The 25995-nt window shown below is 33.8% G+C and carries 24 protein-coding genes and 1 riboswitch; of the genes, 23 read left to right on the top strand and 1 reads right to left on the bottom strand.

The features are described from left to right. The first annotated feature begins 28 nt into the window (after nt 1-28). The 10 genes from B5D15_RS06990 (at nt 29) to B5D15_RS07035 (ending at nt 11604) form a co-directional block, all read left to right on the top strand. Nucleotides 29-1249: a 6-phosphofructokinase gene (locus B5D15_RS06990; RefSeq protein WP_078696408.1), complete on the top strand. Its 1221-nt coding sequence runs from the start codon at nt 29-31 to the stop codon at nt 1247-1249. 114 nt (nt 1250-1363) lie between these two features. Continuing rightward, nucleotides 1364-2194 (top strand): transketolase, encoded by an 831-nt coding sequence (locus B5D15_RS06995; protein WP_078696410.1) that lies wholly within the window; start codon nt 1364-1366, stop codon nt 2192-2194. Further along, nucleotides 2187-3134 (top strand): transketolase family protein, encoded by a 948-nt coding sequence (locus B5D15_RS07000; protein WP_078696411.1) that lies wholly within the window; start codon nt 2187-2189, stop codon nt 3132-3134. Before B5D15_RS06995 ends, B5D15_RS07000 begins: the two co-directional genes overlap by 8 nt. A gap of 231 nt (nt 3135-3365) precedes the next feature. After that, a complete protein-coding gene (locus B5D15_RS07005) occupies nt 3366-4220 on the top strand; it encodes a YitT family protein (protein ID WP_143287224.1) in 855 nt (284 codons plus the stop codon). A gap of 182 nt (nt 4221-4402) precedes the next feature. Beyond that, nucleotides 4403-5089, top strand: a complete 687-nt coding sequence (ftsE, locus tag B5D15_RS07010; RefSeq protein ID WP_078696413.1) for a cell division ATP-binding protein FtsE — start codon at nt 4403-4405, stop codon at nt 5087-5089. Beyond that, a complete protein-coding gene (ftsX, locus tag B5D15_RS07015; protein WP_078696414.1) occupies nt 5079-5966 on the top strand; it encodes a permease-like cell division protein FtsX in 888 nt (295 codons plus the stop codon). Before ftsE ends, ftsX begins: the two co-directional genes overlap by 11 nt. Before the next feature lie 21 nt (nt 5967-5987). Continuing rightward, the gene (locus B5D15_RS07020) at nt 5988-7136 is read left to right on the top strand and encodes a murein hydrolase activator EnvC family protein (protein ID WP_078696415.1); all 1149 of its coding nucleotides are present in this window, start codon (nt 5988-5990) and stop codon (nt 7134-7136) included. A 145-nt stretch (nt 7137-7281) separates the two neighbouring features. Further along, a complete protein-coding gene (locus B5D15_RS07025; protein WP_078696416.1) occupies nt 7282-8475 on the top strand; it encodes a S41 family peptidase in 1194 nt (397 codons plus the stop codon). 41 nt (nt 8476-8516) lie between these two features. Next, the gene (locus tag B5D15_RS07030) at nt 8517-9818 is read left to right on the top strand and encodes a PDZ domain-containing protein (protein WP_078696417.1); all 1302 of its coding nucleotides are present in this window, start codon (nt 8517-8519) and stop codon (nt 9816-9818) included. A gap of 202 nt (nt 9819-10020) precedes the next feature. Then, a complete protein-coding gene (locus tag B5D15_RS07035) occupies nt 10021-11604 on the top strand; it encodes a DEAD/DEAH box helicase (protein ID WP_078696418.1) in 1584 nt (527 codons plus the stop codon). 24 nt (nt 11605-11628) lie between these two features. Here the strand turns inward: B5D15_RS07035 and B5D15_RS07040 are convergent, their stop codons facing one another. Next, the gene (locus tag B5D15_RS07040) at nt 11629-12156 is read right to left on the bottom strand and encodes a peptidylprolyl isomerase (RefSeq protein ID WP_078696419.1); all 528 of its coding nucleotides are present in this window, start codon (nt 12154-12156) and stop codon (nt 11629-11631) included. Nucleotides 12157-12354: 198 nt separating this feature from the next. On the opposite strand from B5D15_RS07040, the gene B5D15_RS07045 reads away from it, so the two are divergent. From B5D15_RS07045 to B5D15_RS07105, 13 genes are all read left to right on the top strand, one after another. Beyond that, on the top strand, nt 12355-14067 hold the full coding sequence (locus B5D15_RS07045; protein WP_078696420.1) for an ABC transporter ATP-binding protein: 1713 nt from the start codon (nt 12355-12357) through the stop codon (nt 14065-14067). A 186-nt stretch (nt 14068-14253) separates the two neighbouring features. After that, the gene (gene yedE, locus B5D15_RS07050; RefSeq protein WP_078696422.1) at nt 14254-15354 is read left to right on the top strand and encodes a YedE family putative selenium transporter; all 1101 of its coding nucleotides are present in this window, start codon (nt 14254-14256) and stop codon (nt 15352-15354) included. Beyond that, complete coding sequence (locus B5D15_RS07055; RefSeq protein WP_078696423.1) at nt 15326-15547, top strand: sulfurtransferase TusA family protein; 222 nt, start codon at nt 15326-15328, stop codon at nt 15545-15547. Before yedE ends, B5D15_RS07055 begins: the two co-directional genes overlap by 29 nt. Before the next feature lie 9 nt (nt 15548-15556). Beyond that, nucleotides 15557-15796: a putative Se/S carrier protein gene (locus tag B5D15_RS07060; RefSeq protein ID WP_078696424.1), complete on the top strand. Its 240-nt coding sequence runs from the start codon at nt 15557-15559 to the stop codon at nt 15794-15796. 189 nt (nt 15797-15985) lie between these two features. Continuing rightward, nucleotides 15986-16074, top strand: a riboswitch (glycine riboswitch). Between the two features lie 57 nt (nt 16075-16131). Further along, nucleotides 16132-17238 (top strand): glycine cleavage system aminomethyltransferase GcvT, encoded by a 1107-nt coding sequence (gene gcvT, locus B5D15_RS07065; RefSeq protein ID WP_078696425.1) that lies wholly within the window; start codon nt 16132-16134, stop codon nt 17236-17238. A gap of 16 nt (nt 17239-17254) precedes the next feature. After that, nucleotides 17255-17638, top strand: coding sequence for a glycine cleavage system protein GcvH (gene gcvH / locus B5D15_RS07070; RefSeq protein ID WP_078696426.1), 384 nt, complete (start codon nt 17255-17257; stop codon nt 17636-17638). Nucleotide 17639: 1 nt separating this feature from the next. Further along, on the top strand, nt 17640-18983 hold the full coding sequence (gene gcvPA, locus B5D15_RS07075; RefSeq protein ID WP_078696427.1) for an aminomethyl-transferring glycine dehydrogenase subunit GcvPA: 1344 nt from the start codon (nt 17640-17642) through the stop codon (nt 18981-18983). Then, entirely contained in the window at nt 18980-20452 is a 1473-nt protein-coding gene (gene gcvPB / locus B5D15_RS07080) for an aminomethyl-transferring glycine dehydrogenase subunit GcvPB (RefSeq protein ID WP_078696428.1), read from the top strand. Before gcvPA ends, gcvPB begins: the two co-directional genes overlap by 4 nt. Before the next feature lie 56 nt (nt 20453-20508). Continuing rightward, nucleotides 20509-21915, top strand: a complete 1407-nt coding sequence (lpdA, locus tag B5D15_RS07085) for a dihydrolipoyl dehydrogenase (protein WP_078696429.1) — start codon at nt 20509-20511, stop codon at nt 21913-21915. Between the two features lie 230 nt (nt 21916-22145). Beyond that, nucleotides 22146-22814, top strand: coding sequence for an L-serine ammonia-lyase, iron-sulfur-dependent subunit beta (sdaAB, locus tag B5D15_RS07090; protein ID WP_078696430.1), 669 nt, complete (start codon nt 22146-22148; stop codon nt 22812-22814). 23 nt (nt 22815-22837) lie between these two features. Next, nucleotides 22838-23710, top strand: coding sequence for an L-serine ammonia-lyase, iron-sulfur-dependent, subunit alpha (gene sdaAA / locus B5D15_RS07095; protein WP_078696431.1), 873 nt, complete (start codon nt 22838-22840; stop codon nt 23708-23710). A 57-nt stretch (nt 23711-23767) separates the two neighbouring features. Next, complete coding sequence (locus tag B5D15_RS07100) at nt 23768-24481, top strand: M48 family metallopeptidase (RefSeq protein ID WP_078696432.1); 714 nt, start codon at nt 23768-23770, stop codon at nt 24479-24481. 74 nt (nt 24482-24555) lie between these two features. Further along, complete coding sequence (locus B5D15_RS07105; protein ID WP_078696433.1) at nt 24556-25635, top strand: PRK06851 family protein; 1080 nt, start codon at nt 24556-24558, stop codon at nt 25633-25635. Nucleotides 25636-25995 lie beyond the last annotated feature (360 nt).

Raw genomic sequence — 25995 nt, forward strand, 5'->3', positions numbered from 1 at the left:
ACAAATAATGATATATGGGGGAATATATATGAAAAACTGTCTTGTAGCTCAATCAGGAGGACCAACTGCTGTTATTAATTCTACGCTTTTAGGCGTTGTAAAAACTGCTTTAGAGTCAGAAAAAATTGATAGGGTATACGGTTCAATATATGGTATTGAAGGATTTTTAAAGGAAAAAATATTTGATTTTAATAAAGAGGATATAAAGGAAATTGAACTATTAAAGTATACACCATCATCTGCCCTTGGTTCATGCAGATACAAACTGAAGGACTTTAATGAGGATGAGAGTGATTATAGGAATATATTTTTAAACTTTGAGAAATATAATATAAGATATTTCTTCTATATTGGCGGCAACGATTCTATGGATACAGTTGATAAGCTTAGCAGATATGCCAAAATAAAAGGATATGATATAAAAATAATTGGAGTTCCTAAAACTATAGACAACGACCTTTTTGGAACTGATCATACTCCTGGTTTTGGTTCTGCTGCAAAATATGTAGCAACAAGCATTATGGAACTCTCAAGAGATGCTGCTGTATATGATAAAGGAATAATTAATATAGTTGAGATTATGGGCAGAAATGCAGGATTTTTAGCAGCTTCCAGTGCCCTTGCAGGATATGATGGTGTTTGCAAGCAGCTAATATATTTGCCGGAAATTGCCTTTGATATGGATAAATTTCTTCAGGATGTTAGCTCAGCCTATGAAAAACACAAAAAAATTATAGTTGCAGTATCAGAAGGGATAAGATACAGCGATGGGAGCTTTGTTTTTGAAGATAAAAATAATAAAGCCCATGATAAATTCGGACATTCTCAAATGGGCGGAGTAGGAAGAATTCTTGGTAAGGTTGTTAAGGATAAAATATGCAAAAGAGTAAAGGTAATTGAATTCAATGTACTTCAAAGATGTGCAATGCATTTTGCCTCAAAAACCGATGTTGAAGAAGCATACAGATGCGGAAGGGATGCAGTAAATTATGCTTTAATGGGAGAAAGCGGAAAAATGGTCTGCATAAATAGAATAAACAGCAGCCCTTATATAAGCGAGAATGGGCTTATCGACGTATCTGAGGTTGCTAATAAGGAAAAAAAGTTTCCAATAAGCTGGATAACAAAAGACGGAAATAATATAACTGAAGAAGGAATAGAATATTTAAAGCCATTAATAGCTGGAGAAGTGAACATTCCAACTGAAAATGGCCTTCCAAGGTTTTCAAGACTTAATTTGTGTTTATAATAAACTTTTTATAAAAATTTAAAATATTAAGATGGTAAAACTTTAATAATAATGATTTTACTGCTATAATATAAATGGTTTTGGAAAAAATATTGTATACAAAGGAGGTTCAATATGGCAAGGGATATACAAAATCTGAAAAAGACTGCTAATATAATAAGGCAGGATATTATCAAAATGCTTGCTGAATCAGCATCAGGACATCCAGGGGGTTCACTTTCTGCTGTTGAAATATTAACAGCGCTTTATTTTGAAGAGATGAATATTGATCCCAAAAACCCAAGATGGGATGACAGGGATAGATTTGTGCTTTCAAAGGGACATGGAGCGCCTGTGCTTTATGCAGCTCTTGCAGAAAGAGGTTATTTTGAAAAGAAACATCTTTTAACTTTAAGAAAAATAGGTTCCATACTTCAAGGCCACCCAAATATGAATGATACTCCAGGAGTTGATATGTCAACTGGTTCATTAGGACAGGGACTTTCCGTTGCAAACGGTATGGCACTTGCTGGAAAGCTTGATAAAAAAGATTACAGGGTTTATGTGCTTCTTGGAGATGGTGAATTAGAAGAGGGGCAGGTTTGGGAGGCAGCTATGACTTCAGCCCACTATAAGCTTGATAATTTAATGGCTTTTGTTGATAATAATGGACTTCAAATAGATGGTCCTGTAAGTGAAGTTATGAATCCAACTCCAATTGGAGAAAAATTTAAAGCCTTCGGATGGCATGTAATTGAAATTGATGGACATGACTTTGAACAGATTTTTAGTGCTATAGATGAAGCTAAAAATACTAAGGGCAAGCCAACCGTAGTTGTAGCAAAGACAGTAAAGGGTAAGGGCGTTAGTTTTATGGAAAATTTAGCTTCTTGGCATGGAAATGCACCAAGCAAAGAGCAGGCACAAAAAGCTTTAGAAGAATTGGGAGGTGCTATTAATGGCTAATCTTGCAACCAGAGAGGCATATGGTAAGGCTTTAGTTGAACTTGGAAAAGAAAACAAAGATATAGTTGTTTTAGATGCAGATCTTTCAAAATCAACAAAAACAGCTGATTTTGCAAAGGCTTTTCCAGATAGATTTTTCAATATAGGTATTGCAGAAGGTGACCTTATGGCAACAGCAGCAGGTCTTTCAACCTGTGGAAAAATTCCTTTTGCCAGCACCTTTGCTGTATTTGCATCGGGAAGAGCTTTTGAGCAGATTAGAAATTCTATCTGCTACCCTGAGCTTAATGTAAAAATTGCAGCAACTCATGCTGGACTGACAGTTGGAGAAGATGGAGCATCCCATCAATCTATAGAAGACTTGGCAATAATGAGAGCTATTCCTAATATGACAGTTATCTGTCCCTGCGATGATGTTGAAACGATGGCTGCAATAAAAGAAGCAGCTGCTATGAAAGGGCCGGTATACATAAGGCTTGGACGTTCAGCAGTTCCTACTTTAAACAGCGAAACTGACTATAAATTTGAAATCGGAAAGGCTGTTACTTTAAAGGACGGAGAAGATGTTACAATATTTGCAACAGGAATAATGGTTAATGAAGCACTAAAAGCTTCTGAAATGCTTAAGGAACAGGGAATAAGCGCACAGGTTATCAACATACATACAATAAAACCAATAGATGAAGAGGCAGTTATAAATGCTGCTCAAAAAACAGGAGCGGTAGTTACTTGTGAAGAGCATAATGTAATAGGCGGTCTTGGAAGCGCTGTTTGCGAAGTTCTTTCAGAATATTATCCTGTACCTGTAAAAAGAGTAGGCGTTATGGATATGTTCGGAGAATCCGGAAAACCCGCTGAACTTTTAGAAGAGTATGGACTTACAGCTGAAAATGTAGCTGAGGCTGCAAAAGCTGTATTTGAAAAGAAAAAAAGAGTATAAAATTAAAAATTAATTTAATGCTGCTTTAAATAGAAAAAAGATTAAAGCAGCATTTTTTTTCATTCCGGCGTTGCGGCTATTGCTTAGTCGTGAGCTGTTAAGTATAATTTAAAGTTTTAACCGTCTTTTTATTTGTGTTTAACTCCGTATCCCTTGTAATAAAGTGTTTTTTATGATATATGTATATATGCAGCCATTATGCATAAAAGTTTGAATTTAGCAGGTGATATCATGAAAAAAAAAGTTAAAGAGTATATGCTGATAACAATAGGAATAATTCTTGTAGGAGCAGGAGTATATTATTTTCTTGTGCCTAATAATCTTGCAGCTGGTGGAGTGAGTGGACTTGCAATAGTAATAAATAAATTTATACCATCAATTCCAGTTGGACTTTTAATGCTCTTTATGAACATAATACTTTTTATAATTGCATTTATTGTAATAGGTTCTAATTTTGGTGCTAAAACTATTTATTCGAGCTTAGGGCTTTCAGGTGTTATTTGGTTTTTCGAAAGATTTTATCCTGTAAAAAGCCCTGTTACCGATGATATGCTCCTAAACCTTATATTCGGTATACTTATTGGCGGAATAGGAATGGGGATTGTGTTTAACCAAAATGCTTCCACAGGAGGAACAGATATAATAGCTAAGATTATAAATAAGTTCTTTCACATAGATATAGGTAAATCCCTTTTATTATCAGATTTTTTAATTACGTTGGCGGCAGGATTTACATTTGGTTTTAAGGTTGGTATGTATGCTCTCCTTGGAGTTATCATAAATGGCTTTGTAATTGATGAAGTTATACAGGGCGTAACTATATGCAAACAGGTTACAATAATAAGCGAAAAGGGAGAAGAGATAAAAGACTATATTATGCATGAACTAAAAAGAGGAGTAACTTTGTATGAAGCCAAAGGGGCTTATACAATGGAGAAAAAGGAAGTATTAATGACAATAATAAGCAGAAGAGAATTTATAAGGCTTAGGGAATACATAAAAGATGTTGATAATAGAGCTTTTATTTCTGTAAATAATGTTCATGAAGTTTTAGGAGAAGGGTTTAAGGGAATAGATGAATTTTAATATAATAAAAAAGAAACGTTAAAGGTCTGAAATGGAATAAGTTTCAGGCTTTTTATTTTTTAAAAAAATTGCCTATAAGTTAAATTTTATGTTATTATATAGAATAGTAAGTCGATTATAAAAACTTAAAAGTTTATTTCTTTAAATCTTGTCAAAAGTCATCTTTTAAGGAGTTGTTCATAATGATAGAATTTAAAAATATTTCAAAGGTTTATAAAAATAATCATATTGCTTTATCAAATATTTCATTATCAATTAACAAAGGTGAATTTGTGTTCTTAGTTGGGCCAAGCGGTGCAGGCAAATCAACATTTATCAAGCTTTTACTTAAGGAAATTGAGCCGACAAGCGGTGATATAACAGTAAATGGAGTTAATATTAAAAAGCTCAAAAGAAAAGAAGTACCCTATTATAGAAGAAATATAGGTATAGTATTTCAGGATTTCAGGCTTCTTCAGGAAATGACTGTATTTGAAAATGTTGCCTTTGCGATGCAGGTGGTTGAAGCAGGCCATAAAGATATTAAAAGGAAGGTTCCTCAGATGCTCTCTCTTGTGGGCTTGTCAAGTAAAGCTAATATGTATCCTCATCAGCTCTCTGGAGGAGAGCAGCAAAGGGTTGTACTTGCAAGAGCACTTTCAAACAATCCAGGGATACTTATATGCGACGAACCGACAGGAAATCTTGACCCAGAAACAGCATGGGGAATAATGGATCTTTTAAATGACATTAACAAATCAGGTACAACCATTTTAATGGCAACCCATGCTAAGGATATTGTAGATAGGATGAAAAAGAGGGTAGTTGCTATTGAAAAGGGAGTAATAGTTAGAGATCAGCAAAGAGGTGTTTACGGATATGAAGATTAGAACTTTTAATTATTTTTTTAAGGAAAGCTTTAAAAGCATAAAAAGAAACAGGGTAATGAGCTTTGCATCAGTTACTACTGTTGCAGCAGCACTCTTTATTTTTGGTGTGTTTATGATAATAATATCAAATGTAAACAGTTTGGTTGATACTGTTGAAAACAAAGTTGAAATTAAAGCTTTTTTAAAGGATGATATTTCAAGTTTAAAGGTTAGAGATATTGAAAAAGAAATAAAGGCTATATCAGGGGTAAAGAACGTTACTTATGAATCAAAAGATGAAGCTTTGAAAAAGGTTTCAGAGCAGCTTGGAGAAAATAAGGATTTAACTGAAGGACTTGAAGAGGACAACCCTTTCCCAGCATCTTTTATAATTAAAGTTAATAAACCATCGGATGTATCCTATGTTTCTAAGGAACTTTCAAAAATACAGGATTTTGAAAAGATAAACGATGCACAGGAGATAGTAAATCAGATTATTAAAATCACAAACTTTATTAAATTATTTAGTTTGATTTTAATGATTATTTTAAGTGTTATCGGAATTTCTTTAATCTCTAATACTATAAAGCTTACAGTATATGCAAGGAAGAGAGAAATAAGCATTATGAAATATATAGGTGCAACAGACTGGTTTGTAAAATGGCCTTTTTTACTCGAAGGAATAATGCTTGGACTTTTAGGAGCTCTTATTGCAATAGGATTCCTATCAGCTGGTTATTCTTATGGGATGAAAATGGTCTCACCAAATATATTATTCTTTTCTTTTGTACCTCTTAAAACTATTTTTCAGAGTATTTTATGGCAGTTTTTGCTTGTAGGTATGTTTATAGGAGGTTTTGGAAGCCTTATTTCAATAAGAAAATTTCTTGTTTTATAATTTTCTAATGGGGGGGTCGAGATGAAAAAGAAAATATTAGCTGCAATTATAATTTTGATATTTGCATTTACTCTAAATGTAACTGCGGATGAACTTACAAACAAGAAAAATCAGTTAAATAAGGTAAATGGTAATATTAATAATATAAAGAATAAAATTGAAGATGTTAAAGACGAAAAAAAAGATGTTAAAAACCAGATAAAAAAAATTGAAGATGAAATAAATAAAAAAGAAAACGAAATATACGCTATAGATAACAAAATAAGCTTGACAAAGGAAGATATAAAAAGAGCAGAAAGTGAACTTGAAAGGGCAATCGAAGATTATAACAATGAAAAGGATTTATATTATGAGAGACTGAGAGTACTTTATATGAATGGCAGTTCGGGTTATATTGGAGTGCTTTTGGCATCAGAAGATTTTTCAGATTTTATTTCAAGGTTAAACAATGTGAAAAAAATAATAGAATTTGATACAAAGCTTTTATCAAAAATGAAGCAGCAGCAGGATAACATTGAATCTAAAAAGATAGCCCTTGAAAATGTTAAAACAAGCCTTATAAGCCTTCAAAATGATTCAATAGAAAAAAAGAAAGAGCTTAATAAGGCTAATGAGGATAAGAAAAACTATTATGAGGAGCTTGAAAAAAATCAGAAAGAGCTTGAAAGACTTCTATCAGAGGAAGAAAGGGAAGCAAAGGCGATTCAGGCTCAAATAAAGGCTTTACAATCAAAACTTTCTAATGAAAAATACTCAGGTTCAAAGACAGGAATACTTAAAGTAAGTGATATAGGGTATATGCCTCGTATAACATCAAAGTTTGGTATGAGGATGCATCCTATATTAAAAAGAAAGATAATGCACTATGGAATAGATATTGCTGTTCCATCAGGTACACCTGTATATTCGATGGCTGACGGCAGGGTAATAATTGCTGAATATCAGAATGGATACGGAAATGTGGTTGTCATTGATCATGGGAGCGGGCTTACAACTCTTTATGCCCATAATTCAAAACTTCTTGTTTCTGTAGGTGAAAAGGTTAAGAAAGGTCAGATAATATCAAAGTCTGGAAGCACAGGATATTCTACTGGACCACATCTTCATTTTGAAGTTGCTATTAATGGAAAACAGGTTAATCCAGAGCCATATTTAATTATTGGGAAATAATTTGGTACCTATGTTATTCATAGGTACTTTTTTAAAATTCTATTAAAAAATTAAGCTTTTTTTGAATTAAAGGATTGAAAATGTTATAATGTACTGAGAAAAACAGTAAAATAACAACAGATGAATTTTGATTTGAGGTGTTAGTGTGAAAAAAAATGTATCTTTAAGAAATGCAATAATAGCAGTTGTAGTAACAAATATAATTGCTGTTGCTGTAATATTGTATGCTCCAATTCCATTTATTGGAGGAATGAGGTTGGTTACAGGGCAGGAGTATGACTTTCTGCAAAAGTTTGGAAAGATGATAATGGTTAAAAGCATTGTAGAGGATAGATATGTTGATAAGATAGATACACAAAAGATGATAGATGGAGCATTAAGGGGAATGGTATCAAACGCAACTGATATATATACTCAATATATGGATGAAAAAGAGTTTAAAGAATGGACCACTCAGACTAAAGGTTCCTATGCGGGTATAGGTGTTTATATAGAACCAAAGGACGGAAGGATTATGGTAGTATCGCCAATTGAGGATGGACCAGCACAAAGGGCGGGAATAAAATCCGGAGACTACATTATAAAAATAAATGGTGAAGAAATGACATCAGATGATATGAACAAGGCAGTAACTTTGATGACAGGAAAGGAAGGTAAGAAGATAAACCTTATAATATATAGACCTAATGTGGGAAATAAAGAGATTAATTTAGTAACAGAAAAGATTGTATTTAAAACTGTAAAGAGCAAAGTTATTAATAATAATATAGGATATATAAGAATAACACAGTTTACAGAAACTACCGGAGATGATTTTAATAAAGCATTAGATGAACTTTTAAAGAAGCAGGTTAAAGGACTTGTTCTCGATCTTAGGGATAACCCTGGAGGACTTTTAACAGAGTGTGTAAAGGTTGCTGACAGATTAGTCGGTGAAGGTACCATAGTTTATACAATAGATAATAGAAATCAAAGGGAAGAATGGACATCAAGGCCAGATAAACTAAATATACCTTTATGCGTGCTTGTAAATGAAGGAACAGCAAGTGCATCTGAAATAGTATCCGGAGCAGTAAGAGATTATAAAGCTGGAACATTGATTGGAACCAAAACCTTTGGAAAGGGGCTTGTACAAGATTTAATAGACTTACGTGATGGAACAGGTATTAAGGTTACAATTGCAAGGTACTATACACCTTCAGGCGAGTGCATACAAGGCAAAGGTATAACTCCAAATATTGTTCTGCCGCTTCCTGAAAAAGATAAAGATAGAGAATTAAAAGTAGAGGAAGATATACAGATTCAAAAGGCAATTGAAGTTATAAAGTCAAAGTTGTAGGGAAGGGTTTTCCTTTGAAAGCCTTTTAAGGGAGGTTCTCTATGGATATTATAAATCTTATAGGCTTTGCTTTTAAAAGCTATGCAAACGGGGTTGTGGGATTTCTTTTAGATCCTATAGCGTGGATATTTCTTTTCATAATAATAGGACAATATAGAAAGTTTGTAGCCCTTCAGCAAAATATATATGGAGGATTGACAAAACAAAGTACAAAGGAACTTGTTACTACTTCGGTTCTTTTTGGAATTATATCAGGCCTAATCGGAACTATTATAACAACGACCTTTGGAGTAACATTTTATAAAGCAAATGGTCTTAGCTATTTAATACTTCTATCCCTTCTTTTAATGCTTATAAGTCCAAGATATGTCTGCCTTTCCTATTCAGGAGGGATATTGAGCCTATTTGTTTTAATTCTTTCAGCATTTTTATCGAGCTCGAGGGTATATAGCAGCTTTTTATATAATTTATACAATGCATTGGAATTTGATGTTCCAGCACTTATGGCTATAATTGCAGTAATGCATTTTATGGAGTCAGTACTAATGTGGCTTGATGGAGGAAGAGGAGCTGTTCCTGTTTTTATGAAGCAGGGAGAGGAAATTGTAGGTGCATTTATAATGCAAAGGTTTTGGATTATACCTATAATTTTATATTTCTTTGTAAGTAAGAATTATGATATGTCAGGGGTTGTTACAACTCCAGAATGGTGGCCTCTTATAAAATCCCCACAGCTTGGTGATTTTGCAAAGGATGCAGTTTTTATGGCAACTCCTCTAATTGCAATGCTTGGTTATTCTGATTTTGCAGTTACTACTATAACACAAAAAAAGGTTAAAAGGTCAGCTATTGGATTATCTATTTTTAGCATAACCCTTTTAGTGCTATCCTTTTTAGCAACTAAATTTTATGTTTTTAATTATGTAGCAGCATTATTTGCACCTCTTGCTCATGAAGGGCTAATACTTTATGAAAGGTATAAAGAGAAGCATGGAATACCTCTTTATAAAAAAAGAGATGATGGTATTATAGTACTTGATACAATGCCGAATTCTCCTGCAGAGAGCATGGGATTAAAGCCTGGAGATGTAATAATGAGTATAAATAATAAGGAAGTAAGAGAGATTACAGATGTCGATGAAATATTTAATGAATACCCAAGTTTTTTATGGGTTGAAATTAAGGATATAGAAGGTGAAAAGAAAGTATTAGAATTTAGGGACTATAAAAACACAATAAAAGATCTTGGAGTAATTACAATTCCTGATAACATTTTGGGTGTTCCCTATGTGGAAGAAAAGAACATATCGGTTTTTGATAGAATTAAAAGGAAGTTTAAATAATTTTTTAACCTTAAGTATTAAAAGCCCCCTGTGTTTTTAAACATAGGGGGCTTGTGAGCTATAGGGGTGTTGATATTAAGAAGGCAAATATAATTAATAGAATTACAAAAGATTTAATAAGTTTTTAATATTATAAAAATGCAAGAAAAAGAAAGATTTACAAATAATATAATTGAAATAATAAAAAAGGAGAGTAACGATTATGGATAAATTAAAATTTGAAGATTTAGGGTTATCAAAGGAATTGCTAAGAGCTGTTGAGGATATGGGGTTTGAAGAACCATCTCCGATTCAAAGACAGGCGATACCAGTAGTTTTAGAAGGAAAGGATGTTATAGGTCAGGCTCAGACTGGTACAGGAAAAACTGCTGCCTTTGGTATGCCTGTGCTTGAATTAATAAACAGTGAAAAAGTGCTTCAGGCAGTTATTTTATGCCCTACAAGAGAGCTTGCAATTCAGGTTGCTGAAGAAATGAAGAAATTAGGAAAATATAAAAAAGGCATTGAAATTCTTCCAGTTTATGGAGGACAGTCAATCGACAGGCAAATCAAATCTCTTAAAAAAGGAGTACATATAATAGTTGGAACACCAGGAAGGGTTATGGACCATATTAACAGGAATACAATAGATTTAAGCAAAATTAAAGTCTTTGTTCTTGATGAAGCCGATGAAATGCTTGATATGGGCTTTAGAGAGGATATAGAATTTATTTTAAAAAAAGCACCTGTTGAAAGACAAACCCTATTGTTTTCGGCTACAATGCCAAAACCAATACTCGAGCTTACGGAGAAATATCAAAAAAATCCACAGACTGTTAAAGTTGTTCATAAGGAACTCACAGCCCCAAAGATTGAGCAGTATTATTTTGAAGTAAAAGAGAAAAATAAACTCGACGTACTATCGAGAGTAATCGATGTATACAATCCCTATCAATCTCTCGTATTCTGCAACACGAAAAAAAAGGTAGATGAATTGGTTGATGAACTTCAATCGCGAGGGTACGCAGCTGATGGACTTCATGGAGATATGAAGCAGTCACAAAGGGATAAGGTTATGGCAAAATTTAGAAAGGGTATAACTGAGATACTTGTGGCAACTGATGTAGCTGCGAGGGGGATAGATGTTGAAAATATAGATACGGTTTTTAACTACGATATGCCTCAGGATGAAGAATACTACGTTCATAGAATAGGGAGAACAGCAAGGGCAGGCAAATCAGGGAGAGCATTTACTTTTGTTGCAGGAAGAGATTTTTATAAATTAAAGGATATTCAAAGGTATACAAAAACTAAAATCATAAGAAAGGATATACCAACTATAGGTGATGTTGAGGAAATTAAAAATAATGCTTTGATTGAAAGAATTAAAGCTGTTGTTGAGGAAGGAGGATTAGAGAAATATTCTTCAATAGTTGAAAAGCTTCTTGATGAAGAATATAGTTCTTTAGATGTCTGTGCAGCGCTTATAAAGATGCTCTCGAAAAAGGACGATAGGGTAGAAAATGCTGATGATGAATTTGATTTTGAAAATACAGGCGGTGCACCAGGTATGGCAAGGCTTTTTATAAACATTGGAAGAAGAAATCATATAACTCCAAAAAACATAGTTGGTGCTATTGCTGGGGAAACTGGGCTTCCTGGAAAGCTTATAGGAACAATAGATATATATGATAAGTATACCTTTGTAGAGGTACCAAAGGAATATGCAAGTGAAGTAATAAAAGTAATGAAGGATAATGAGATTAAAGGGAATAAGGTTAATATTGAACCTGCTAATGCAAGATAAAAAGAAGGATTTCTCCTTCTTTTTTTATGGTCTGTATTTTTCAACTTCACCGTATTCTACCCCAAAGGTTTCAACAGTAACCTTTTTCATTCTTTGATCTTCGTAGGGTTTATCCATATGGTTTCTTTCAACGTTTACTATTCTATCTACTTCATCCATTCCTTCTATCACTTTACCAAAAGCTGCATATTGGCCATCGAGATGAGGAGCTGGACTAACCATTATAAAGAATTGAGAGCCAGCTGAGTTTGGCATCATAGTTCTTGCCATAGAGATTACTCCTCTATCGTGTTTAAGGTTGTTCTCAAAACCGTTTCGTGAAAATTCACCTTTAATAGTATATCCAGGTCCTCCAGTTCCATTTCCATCAGGGTCTCCGCCTTGTATCATAAATCCGGGAATAACTCTGTGAAATATGAGACCATCATAAAAACCCTTATTTATCAGAGAGATAAAATTTTTAACGGTATTTGGAGCAACATCTGGGTAGAGCTCAATTTTAATTTTATTTCCATTTTCCATTTGGATTGTTACAATTGGATTGTTTGACATCTTAATACTCCTTTCATAGTTGATACATTGATTATTATACCAAAAATTTCAATATACATACAAATAGTATGATTTTCAATTTGCTTTGCTAATTGAAAGTGATAAAAACTGGCCTCTAATTTTAAAATTATCACTAACTGTCCAAAGAATATTGCCCAGCTTTAAATAATAATTTAGAATGATAGTGGAGGTGAATATATGCTAAAAAGATTTATAAGCTATTATAAGCCGCATATATGGCTGTTTATTCTTGATATGGTATGTGCGGTTTTGATTTCAGCGACAGACCTTATTTATCCGATGATAACAAGAAAACTTATAAACAATATTATACCATCAAAAAATATTTCTCTTATTTTTCAAATAGGAATTTTGCTGCTTATATTATATATTTTAAGAATGTTATTTGAATACATAGTGGGATATTATGGACATGTTTTAGGAGTAAGAATGGAATATGATATGAGAAAAGAAATGTTCACTCATATTCAGTCTCTTCCTATAAGCTATTTTGATAATACAAAAACTGGGCAGATAATGTCGAGGATAGTCAATGATTTGAATGAAATATCAGAGCTTGCCCATCACGGCCCTGAGGATATTTTTATATCAACTCTTATGATTGTGGGTTCATTCTTTTTACTCTTAAATATAAATATTAAGCTGACCATTATTGTATTTACAATAATACCTTTTATGGTTTATTTTACTGTAGTTTATAATTCCAAAATGAGAAAAAATTTTAGAAGAATAAGGGAAAGCCTTGCAGATGTTAACAGCAGATTAGAAGATTCTTTATCCGGAATTAGAGTTGTGAAATCCTTTACCAACGAAGAATATGAAATAGATAAATTCGATGAAAACAATAATGAATTTAAGTGCCTAAGAACCAAATCAGTTAAATATATAGGCATTCTTCATGGGGGAATCAACTTTTTTTCAAACATTTCAACGCTTTTGGCTCTTATTGCAGGAGGGTATTTTGTTGCAAAGGGAGAAATAAGCGTTGGTGATCTTGTTGCGTATCTTATATATATAGGCCAATTTTTACAGCCGGTTAAAAGAATAGCACAGTTTGTAGAACAGTATCAAAGAGGCATGGCAGGCTTTAAGAGATTTTATGAGATTATGAACATTAAGCCGGATATATTCGATAAAGAAAACGCAGTTGAAATTGAAAATGTTTCAGGAAAAGTTGAGTTTAAAAATGTAAGCTTTAGCTATAACGATAAAACGACTGTACTTAAAAATATTAATTTAACTGTGATGGAAGGGGAGTGTATTGCTGTTGTCGGCCCCTCTGGTGCAGGAAAAACTACTCTTTGCAGCCTTATACCGAGGTTTTATGATGTTGACAGCGGAAATATTTATGTTGATGGCATTGATATTAAGGATATTAGGATAAAATCCCTGAGGCAGAATATAGGTGTAGTTCAGCAGGATGTATTTTTATTTGCTGGAACTATTCGGGACAATATTTTATATGGAAGGCTTGATGCTACTGAGGAAGAAGTAATAAGGGCTGCTAAGGCAGCTAATGCACATGAATTTATAATGGAGCTTGAGGATGGGTACGATACATATATCGGGGAAAGAGGTGTTAAACTCTCTGGAGGCCAAAAGCAGAGAATTTCTATTGCAAGAATGTTTTTAAAAAATCCTCCAATTTTAATTCTCGATGAAGCAACATCTTCCCTGGATAATCAAAGCGAACTTATAATTCAAAAATCAATAGAAGAACTTTCCAAAGGACGTACTACTTTTATTATCGCTCATAGGCTTGCAACTATTAAAAATGCAAAGAGAATAATAGTATTAACAGAGAATGGAATCGAGGAAGAGGGAACTCACAGGGAGCTTATGAACAAAAAAGGCATCTATTATGAATTATATAAAACTCAATTTGAATAAATTTTAGTAGTAATAATTAGGCTGAGAATATTCTCAGCCTAATTATTATGATTAATAAAACTTATAATATGATAGAAAAATCAAATGAATATTTAAACAATTATATAAATTATGAATTATAAATTATCATTGAAAAACTATATAATTTAATTGTGAATAATTTATTAATTTAAGGAGGTAAAAAATATGGGAGACAAAAAGTGGATTATACTTAATGGAATCGTAGTAGGTCTTATTGCTGTTATGCTTGTTTACTTTGGCAACCCTGTTAACATGGGACTTTGTATCGTATGCTTTATCAGGGATATTGCTGGAGGAGTGGGGCTACATAGGGCTGAGGTAGTTCAATATGTAAGACCAGAAATCATTGGAATCGTTCTTGGAGCATTTTTAATGGCCCTTGGCAAGAAAGAGTACAGCGCAAGGGGAGGTTCATCGCCTTTTACAAGATTTGTTCTCGGATTTATTGTTATAATCGGTGCATTAATGTTTTTAGGATGTCCTCTTAGAATGGTTTTAAGGCTTGCAGGAGGAGATTTAAATGCTTTCTTTGGATTGATTGGATTTGCTGCTGGTATAGGCCTTGGAATTGTCTTTTTAAACAAAGGATTTACTTTAAAGAGAACATATACAATGAACAAATATGAAGGATATCTTTTGCCTGCAATTAATGTAATACTATTAATACTCCTTATTGCAGGAACTGCAACAGGAATTTTATTCTTCAGCAAGACTGGTCCTGGTTCACAGCATGCACCAATTATAATAGCTTTAATAGCAGGTCTTATAGTTGGAGGATTTGCACAAAGGACAAGACTTTGTATGGTTGGAGGAATAAGAGATCTTATAATGTTCAAAGATTCTTATCTTATCTCTGGATTTATAGCTATTTTTGCAACAGCACTTATTGGAAATTTAGCATTAGGTTATTTTAAATTAGGATTTGCAGGTCAATCTGTAGCACATACAGATGGACTTTGGAACTTCCTTGGAATGGCGCTTGCTGGATTTGCTTCAGTTCTTCTTGGAGGATGTCCTCTAAGACAGCTTATTCTTTCAGGCGAAGGGAATATAGACTCAGTAGTTACAGTAATGGGAATGATAGTTGGTGCAGCTTTTGCCCACAATTTCAAGCTTGCTGCTTCAGCTAAGGGACCTACACCCTACGGTAAAATTGCTGTTATTCTTGGATTTATAGTTGTATTTGCAATTGCATATTTAAATATTGACAAGTCAGTTAATATTAAAGTGAAGGGAGATGCTAAAATTGAAGCTTCTGGAAATTGATGCAAGAGGAAGATCATGTCCTGAACCAGTATTACTTACTAAAAAGGGAGTTGAAAGTAATCCTTCAGGTGTAAAAGTTATGGTAGACAATATAACTGCGAGGGAAAATGTTAAAAGATTTGGTAAAAATGCAGGCTATAAAGTTGAAGTTGAAGAAAAAGATGGAGAATATATTTTAATTTTAAGCAAGTAGGTAGTTAAAATGGAGTATATTGCAACTTTTTTTACACAGTCAGGTGCAATCAAATATCAAAGATATTTGGTAAGCAAAAATATTTCTGCGCAGATAATGCCTGTCCCAAGAAAATTCAGCTCAAGCTGCGGCATAAGCGTAAAATTTACTATGGATGATGATGTTTTAAAGTATATAAGCGATGATATTGATAAGATATATGAGATGAGTTCAAGCGAAGGGAAACTTATATACAGAGCTGAAATATAAAGGCAAATTAAACCAAAATAATCTATTTAAACTATAAATAAAGATTGACAACATAGTTTTTGAATATTATGATAATTATAAGTAATTGAATAAATCAGATGAGGTTAGCGGGAGATATCGTTTTGATAGCCGAAGAAGCAATAAAAAATGCCGATTTTTTAGAAACTTTCAGGCAAAAGTACCGTTAACTGATGAAACTCTGGAAAGGCCGCTAAGTCGGAACCGAAGGAGAAAGGCTTTTTGCCAAAACTTTCAGGTAAAAATACAGAGGTTATGAAGGCGCATAATATAATTATGCCTTCATAACCTCTTTTTATATTTTAAGGGGGGATTATATGGAAAATGTAAAAAAAACAATACTTTATGATGCTCATATTAAACAGAATGCAAAAATGATTGAATTTGCTGGGTGGATGATGCCGGTTGAGTATGAAGGATTAACAATTGAACATGATGCTGTAAGAAATAATGCAGGGCTGTTTGATGTTTCTCATATGGGAGAGGTAGAGGTTACAGGTCCTGATGCCCTTAATTATGTTCAAAGATTAATTACAAATGATGCCGAAAAACTTGAAGATAATCAGGTACTATATTCCCTTATGTGCTATTCTGACGGAGGAATTGTAGACGATCTTTTAGTTTATAGATTTAATAAAGAAAAGTTTTTGCTGGTTATAAATGCAGCTAATATTGAGAAGGATTATGACTGGATGCTTTTAAATAAAGGAGATTTTGATGTTTGCATAAATAATATATCAAGTGAAATTTCTGAGGTGGCTCTTCAGGGCCCAAAAGCTCAGGAAATACTTCAAAGGCTTACAAATTATAATTTGGATGAAATAAAATTCTTCTATTTTGCTGAAGATATTGAAATATGCAAAGTTAAGTGTATTGTTTCAAGAACTGGATATACAGGAGAGGATGGATTTGAAATATACACTTCAAATGAAAATATAGAAAAAATCTATAATTGTATTTTAGATGAAGGGAAAGCTTTTGGATTGAAGGCCGCAGGTCTTGGCTGCAGAGATACTTTAAGATTTGAAGCATGCCTTCCATTGTATGGCAACGAAATATCAAGAGATATTACTCCTCTTGAAGCAGGTCTTGGATATTTTGTTAAGTTGGATAAAAAGGATTTTATAGGGAAAGAAGCACTTGTAAAGCAAAAGAGCGAAGGACTAAAAAGAAAATTAGTAGGATTTGAAATGATTGATAAAGGCATACCAAGGCACGGATATGATGTTTTAATAGATGATAGAAAAATAGGGTTTGTAACTACTGGATATTTATCTCCTACTTTGAAAAAATGCATAGGACTTGCGATGGTAGATATAGATTATTCTAATATTGGATGCGAATTTAATGTAGCTATAAGAAATAAAACTTCGAGAGCTAAAGTTATAAGTAAAAAATTCTATGAAAAAAAATATAAAAAATAAATTGGAGGTATGAAAAATGAGAGTATTAAAGGAACTTTTATATTCAAAGGATCATGAATGGGTAAAGGTTGAAGATGGTAAGGCATATATCGGAATTACTGATTTTGCACAAAAATCCCTTGGAAATATTGTTTATGTTGAGCTTCCTGAAGCTGAAACAGAACTTTCAAAGGGTGATGCCTTTGGAGTAATAGAATCTGTAAAGGCAGCATCAGATGCGTATATTCCAGTTGACGGTAAAATAATAGAGGCAAATGAAGAAGTTGTAGATGATCCTTCTTTAATAAATCAAGATTGCTATGAAAACTGGATGATATATATAGAAATAAAAGATGAATCACAATTAAGCGAATTAATGAGTTCTGAAGAATATGAAAAACACTGCAGCAAGGAGGCATAATATGTTTCCTTATATACCGCATACAGCTGATGATGAAAAATATATGCTCGATTGTATAGGAGCAAATTCAATTAAAGATTTATTTAAAGATATTCCTGATGATGTAAGATATAAAGAAGATTTAAATATAGAGGGACCTCTATCAGAAATAGAGCTGTCTAATCATTTAAAGCAGCTTAGCTGCAAAAATAAAAACATAAATGAACTTATCTGTTTCCTTGGAGCTGGGGCATATGACCACTATATTCCTTCTGCTGTAAAACATATAGTATCACGACCAGAGTTTTATACTGCATACACCCCCTATCAGCCAGAAATAAGTCAGGGAACTCTTCAGGCAATATTTGAATATCAGACTATGATATGTAATCTTACTGATATGGATGTTGCAAATGCTTCGATGTATGACGGGCAAACAGCCTGCGCAGAAGCAGCTTTTATGGCACTTGAAGGTACAAGAAGGAAAAAGATATTAATATCCAAAACAGTCAGCCCCAATACAAGAAAAGTAGTACAGACATATATGAAATATCATGGTGCATTTTATCAGGAAATAGATATGAATGATGGAGAAACGGATATTGAAAAACTTAAAAAAGAAATAGATAAAGATACAGCAGCAGTAATTCTTCAATATCCAAACTTTTTTGGAATTATTGAGGATGTAGCTTCAGCAGAAAAAATAATTCATTCAAATGGTTCAATGCTTATTATGAGTGTTAATCCTATATCCCTTGGAATATTGAAAACACCGGGAGAATTAGGATCAGATATAGCAGTTGGAGAGGGTCAGTCTCTTGGAAACAGAATGAATTTTGGAGGGCCCTATTTAGGATTTTTATCTTGTACAAATAAGCTCATGAGAAAAATGCCGGGAAGAGTAGTGGGGCAAACAAGCGATGTTGATGGTAAGAGAGGATTCGTATTGACTCTTCAAGCAAGGGAGCAGCATATAAGAAGGCAGAAGGCAACATCAAATATATGCTCAAATCAGGCGCTGAATGCACTTACAGCTACGGTTTATATGTCGGTTATGGGTAAAAAAGGAATAAAGGAAGTTGCAGAGCAGTGCGCTAAAAAAGCACATTATGCATATAAAAAATTAATTGAAACAGGAAAATATAAACCTTTATTCGACAAACCTTTCTTTATGGAATTTGCAGTAAAAAGCCATTCAGATATCAACAAAATAAATGATGAGTTGTTAAGAAACAATATACTCGGAGGATTTGCTCTTGAAAAGGAATATAAAGAGCTTAAAAACTCACTCCTTTTATGCGTTACTGAAAAAAGGACAAAGGACGAGATTGACAATTTAGTAAAATTAATGGAGGTGATAGCATGAAGGAATATAATAAGCTTATATTCGAACTGTCAAAAGAAGGAAGATGCGCCTATTCACTTCCTGAAGATGATATTTTAGATATAAAGATTGATGAAATTATACCAAATGAATATAAAAGATGCAGTGAACTTTCTCTTCCTGAAGTTTCACAGGTGGATGTTGTAAGGCATTATACACTTTTATCAAACAAAAATTACGGAGTTGACAGCGGATTTTACCCCTTAGGATCCTGTACTATGAAATACAATCCTAAAATAAACGAAGATATGGCTTCTCTTGAAGGCTTCACTGACGTTCATCCATTACAAGGGGAGGAAACTGTTCAGGGCTGTCTTGAGATAATGTATAATCTATCTAAAATGTTAAGTGAAATTACAGGAATGGATGAGGTAACTTTAGCACCTGCAGCTGGTGCTCATGGAGAGCTGACTGGTCTTATGATAATTAAAGCCTATCATGAAAACAGAGGGGATTTTAAAAGAAAAAAAATAATAGTTCCTGATTCGGCCCATGGAACAAACCCAGCAAGTGCAGCAGTTGCAGGCTTTGACATTGTTGAAATAAAATCTAATGAGGAAGGGCTTGTTGATTTAGATAAACTAAAGGAAGCATTAAACGATGAAGTTGCAGCGCTTATGCTTACTAATCCTAATACCCTTGGATTGTTTGAAAAAAATATACTTGAAATAGCAAAACTTGTACATGAGGCTGGAGGACTTTTATACTACGATGGAGCTAATATGAATGCGATTATGGGTATCACAAGACCGGGAGATATGGGATTTGATGTTGTACATCTAAATCTTCATAAAACATTTTCAGCTCCCCATGGAGGAGGAGGTCCTGGAAGCGGCCCTGTTGGAGTTAAAAAAGAGCTTATACCATTTTTGCCTGTACCTATTGTTGCCAAAAGAGATGATAAATTTACATTAGATTATGATAGACCTCTTTCAATTGGCAGTATAAAAGGCTTTTATGGAAATTTCAACGTAATGATAAAGGCCTACAGCTATATTTTATCTATGGGAGCTGCAGGATTAAAAAGGGCAAGTACTATGGCCGTACTTAATGCAAACTATTTAAAGGATAAACTTAAGGGATATTATAAGCTGCCAATTGATAAAGTCTGCAAGCATGAATTTGTATTTGCTGGACATGGTATTAAAGACAGCGAAATAACAACTCTCGATATTGCAAAGAGACTCTTAGACTATGGATACCATCCTCCAACGATTTATTTTCCGCTAATAGTTGACAGTGCAATTATGATTGAACCTACAGAGACTGAGAGCCTTGAAACATTAAATGAATTTATAGATGTTATGACAAAAATACATGAAGAGATTAAAAAAACCCCGCAGGTTTTAAAAGATGCTCCTCATAACACGCCTGTAAGAAGGCTGGATGAAGTTAAAGCCGCAAGAAATACCATCTTAAAGTGGAGCGAAAAGACAGCTAATGAGAATTAATAAAATAGTTTCTTGTTACTTGTCAACTTTGTGGCACTATTTAAGGAGGTATACAAATGAGTTATGATATAGGTATAATTGGAGCTGGACCTGGGGGTTATACAGCAGCAATAAGAGCAGCTCAGCTTGGTGCTAAGGTGTGCCTTATTGAAAAGGATAATGTTGGAGGAACATGTTTAAACAGAGGCTGTATCCCAACCAAGGCTTTATATAAGAATGCAGATGTTTTAAATTTATTAAATAATATAGATGAGTTTGGAGTTAAAGTAGACAGCTATTCAATTGATATAAAAAAGATGCATGAAAGAAAACAAAGCATAATTGAAAATCTATCACAGGGGATAAAACAGCTTATAAAGGGCAATGGCATAGACTATTTTGAAGGTAATGCATCAATTACTGATACAAATAATATTGAAGTTGTTTTTAATGATGGAAAAAAAGAAAACATTGAATGCAGCAACATTATAATTGCAACCGGTTCTAAACCTAATATTCCGCATTTCCTGTCAAATGTAGAAGGACTTTGTACAAGCGAAGAATTATTAAATTTTGAAGATGTACCAGAAAGACTTGCAATTATTGGGGGCGGAGTTATAGGAATGGAATTTGCCTGCATATTTAATGCCCTTCAAAGTAAGGTTACTGTATTTGAGTTTCTGCCGAGCATTATTTCTAATGTTGACAGCGAAATAGCGAAAAGGCTCAGCATTTTAATTAAGAAAAAAGGTATAGAGATAAATACATCAACAAAAGTTAATAGAATCGAAAAAAGTTCTGATGGATATATTTTATATGCAGAAGGCAAAAAAGGAGAAGTTTCAATTGATGCTGATAAAGTTCTTGTATCAACTGGAAGAATTCCAAATGTTGAAGGTCTTAATCTTGATGCTTTAGGAGTTGAATACGATAACAAAGGAATAAAAGTAGATGTTAATTATGAAACTAATGTAAAGGGAATATATGCAATTGGAGATGTAAATGGAATATCTATGCTTGCTCATGCAGCATCCCATCAGGGAATAAATGTAGTTGAGAGAATATTAACTAAAAATTATTCTCTTCATAAAAATATAGTACCTTCCTGTATATTTACATTCCCTGAAGTTGCAAGCGCAGGAATTACAGAGGATGAGGCAAAAATCAAAAATTTAAATTACAAAGTGAGCAAGTTTATGTTTGGGGCAAATGGAAAGGCTTTAACATTAGGAGAAGCTGAAGGAATTGTAAAGGTTATTGCAGTTAAAGAAGAGGAAGATGATGAATATAAAATTGCAGGTGTTCATATAATAGGCCCCCACGCTTCAGATATAATTCATGAAGGAATTCTTGCTATTGAAAATAAAATGACCGTAAATCAAATAAAAAAAGCAATACATGCTCATCCAACGCTTTCAGAAGCTTTTTATGAAGCTGTTATGGGGATTAATGAAGAGGCCATTCACATGATTTATAAAAGGTAAGGTCACACTATGGATGGTTAAAAATTATTTTTAATTAATTTTCATTAACAAATCATGGCTAATCAATAGCCTCAATGAATGAATGAAAAAAGTTGTCACTTATCAATTGAGTGGCACTTTTTTCCTCTTTTATCCATCTCCGGTGCCAGGCACCGGAGAAACTTTTGATTTTTGTTTTATTTGTATTATAATAATTAATTATATGAATAATTAAGGAAATGGGGATGTATATGAAAGGTATTGGAGTATTTGACGTAATGGGACCGATAATGATTGGTCCATCAAGCTCGCATACAGCAGGAGCAGAGCGCCTTGGAAGAGCTGCAAGGAGCATTTTAGGAGAGGAATTTAATAAAGTTAATTTTTATCTTCATGGCTCCTTTGCAAAAACATATAAAGGTCATGGTACTGATAGAGCTTTGGTTGCAGGAATACTTGGAATGGAAACTTATGATGAGAGAATAAAATATTCCTTTGACATTGCAAAGGAAAATAAAATAGAAGTGAATTTTATTGAAGAGGATTTAGGAGAGGTTCATCCTAATACAGTTAAGATTGAATTTGTAAAAGATGATGAGTCTAAATCTTTTATTATAGGCTCATCAATAGGGGGAGGAAGTATTGCAGTTATAAATATTGATGGAGAAGATGTATATTTTACAGGGGAATATCCTACGCTTATAATAAAATATAAGGATAAAAAAGGAATGATAAGCAAGATAAGTCTTGCCATTGCACTTGGAGATATAAACATTGCTACTTTGAAAGTTGACAGGGAAAGCAAGGGTGAGATGGCGACGGCTGTAATTGAAACCGATCATAAAGTACCTGAAAACATAATCGATGAAATCTCAAAAATAGAAGGGGTTTCTTCTGTAAAGTTTATAGACGCAATATAATTTAAGTTTTTATGGAGGATTTTATGTATAAAAGTGCTTTAGATATAATAGATTTAACCGAAAAATATGGATGCAGAATATGCGATGTTGTACTAATGAATGAATGTAAAACATCAGAAAAAAGTAAAGATGAAGTCCGCCAAAGAGTAAAGGATGTTTTAAATGTAATGAGAGAATCAGCAAAGAGCGGTCTTAATGATTCAATAAAATCTGTGAGCGGAATTATTGGAGGCAATGCTAAAAAGGTTGAGGAATATAGAAAAAAAGGCAGGACAGTATGCGGAGATGTTGTAAACAAAGCAGTTGCGAGGGCACTTTCAAGTTCTGAAGTTAATGCAGCAATGGGAAAGATAGTTGCATGCCCTACCGCAGGCTCATGCGGAATAGTTCCCGCAGCTATAATTACTTCAGGTGAAATTATTAATGCCGATGAAGAGTTGTTAATAGATGCTCTTTTAACTGCATCAGGAATTGGGCAGATAATAGCAAAAAATGCAACTCTATCTGGAGCAGAAGGAGGATGTCAGGCTGAATGCGGTTCTGCTTCTGCAATGGCGGCTGCTGCTATTGTTGAAATGTTTGGGGGAACTCCTAAAATGGCTTTTAATGCCTCAGCAATTGCACTAAAAAACATATTAGGTCTTGTTTGTGATCCTGTTGCAGGTCTTGTTGAAGTTCCTTGCTCAAAAAGGAATGCTATGGGAGTTGTAAATGCCATGAGCAGCGCAGATATGGCGCTATCGGGTGTAGAAAGCGTAATACCCTTTGATGAGGTAGTGACTGCAATGTATAAAGTAGGAAAAATGCTTCCAAGTGAACTTAGAGAAACTGCACTTGGAGGGCTTGCAGCAACACCCACGGCAATAAAAATTTCAAAGGAAATAGGTATGGAGTAAAAAAGAGCAGATAACCGTAAAGGATATCTGCATGCTGCAAAGGAATAGAGGGATTATATGAAGCTGAATTTTCAGTATGGAAATAGAAATATTGAATTTGATTTAGAATATAGAAGGCGAAAGACATTGCAGATTGCAGTTGAAGCCCCTGATAAGGTTAAAGTTGCAGCTCCTTTAGGTATGAAAAATGAAGAAGTTATTGAAATTGTAAAGTCAAAGTCAGACTGGATTGTTCAGAAATTATTTGTTTTATCTAATATTGAGTATAGACAAATAAAACGAGAATTTGTCAATGGAGAATCCTTTATGTATCTTGGCATAGATTATCCTCTGCAGATTATAGATGATAGTAATGTTAAAAAGCCGCAAGTAGAACTCTGTAATGGGAAGATATATATAAAAGCTCCTTCAAGGGATGGAGATATTCTTAAAAAGGCATTGGAGAAGTGGTATAGAGAGAGAACTCTTGAAAAGGCTAAGGAGAGAATAAATTACTATCAGAAATATTTCAATAAAAAACCGACAGCAATAAGGGTAAAGGAACAAAAGAAAAGATGGGCAAGCTGTACAGGAATGGATGAGATTCTATTCAATTGGAGATGCTCAATGGCAAGAGAAGATGCCTTTGATTATATTGTAGTTCATGAGATGTGCCACATTTATCATAAAAACCATTCTAAGGATTTCTGGAAGTTAGTTGAATCTATAATGCCCGATTATAAGGAAAGAAGAGAGTGGCTAAAAAAGTATGGTGTAAGGATGAATTTGTAAAGTATATAAAAAATTGTTCCCCAAATCGTACCTTTTGCATACTATAATATAGATTTATTTTATGGAGGATATGTATGGGGAATAAAAAATGCTATTTTGTTTGTGCAAACACTTCTAAGGGGTTTGTATCCTATTTTGATTATGTACTTAATGATGCAAAAAGAGTGTACATTATAAAGGGAGGACCTGGATGCGGCAAATCCACCTTTATGAAAAGGATGGGCGAGGAGCTTCTCGAATTTGGATTTGATGTTGATTTTATATATTGTTCTTCAGACATGAATTCTATTGATGGAATATTTGTTCATGATGTTGATATTGCAGTTGTCGATGGAACAGCACCCCATGTCATTGACCCTAAATATCCAGGTGCAGTAGAGAGAATACTAAACTTTGGGGACTATTGGGATATAGATTATCTTAGAGAAAAGAAAGATGAAATAAAATATTATTTTGATGAAATCGAAAAGCACTACAAAATATTTTTCGAATATATGAGCTCTGCAAAGCTTATACATGATAAATGGGAAAAGGAATATTTAAAAGGCATGGACTTTAGAAAGGCTGACGAAATTACTGAAAATCTAATAAAAAGCATTATTGTAAAGAACCAGAATAAGCAATCAAAGGAGTGGCACAGGTTCGCAGGTGCTATGACTCCTCAGGGACAGTTAACATTTTATGATATTTTAACAAAACAAATTGAAAACAGATATGTGGTAAAAGGAAGGCCGGGAACAGGAAAATCCACAATGACAAAAAAAATAGCAAAGGCTGCTTTGAAAAATGGATATGATGTTGAATATTATCATTGCAGTTTTGACCCGGACAGCATAGACATGATTATTATTCCTGAACTCAGCTTTGCTCTATTAGATGGAACAGCTCCCCATGAATTAGAGCCGGAAAACTATGATAATGTAGTGGATATGTTTGAATGTATAGATACAGATGTTGTCCATGAGGATGAAGATCCTATAAAATCAATTGAATTGGAATATGCAAAGGAAATCGAAAAGGCTAAATTTATATATAGAAAGATTTATGAAATTCACAATGAGCTCGAAAAATATTATATAGATGCCATTGACTTTAACGATGTTAATGCTCTTAGAATAAGGATTACCGACACAATAAAATCATTAAAAAAATAATACTTATTAGGTATTTTAAGTATCTAAGATTGCTGAAAGACCCCTATGTTTTTTGATACATAGGGGTCTTTCACAGTGCGCCCGGCATGGGCAACAGCTTGGCGGTGAAAGTCCGCTATGGGCTTGGTAGTGGGAACCATTAGCCAATGGCAAGGGTGTCCATCGTGAGGTGGAATCTGAAGGAAGCCGGAGGCAAAGTCTCGGCTCGATGAACAAGAACCACATACGAGGCTGATTTGAGGCGGACGAGTTTGCTGTACAAAACAAAGTCCAACACTACCCGAACCTCATACAGTAAATGTGGCGAGTATATGGGATGAAGGCGGTTGCTCTTACCCGGGGAGGTCTAACAGATATGCC

The sequence above is a fragment of the Caloramator quimbayensis genome (genome assembly GCF_900167605.1).
Lineage (GTDB): Bacteria > Bacillota > Clostridia > Clostridiales > Caloramatoraceae > Caloramator_B > Caloramator_B quimbayensis.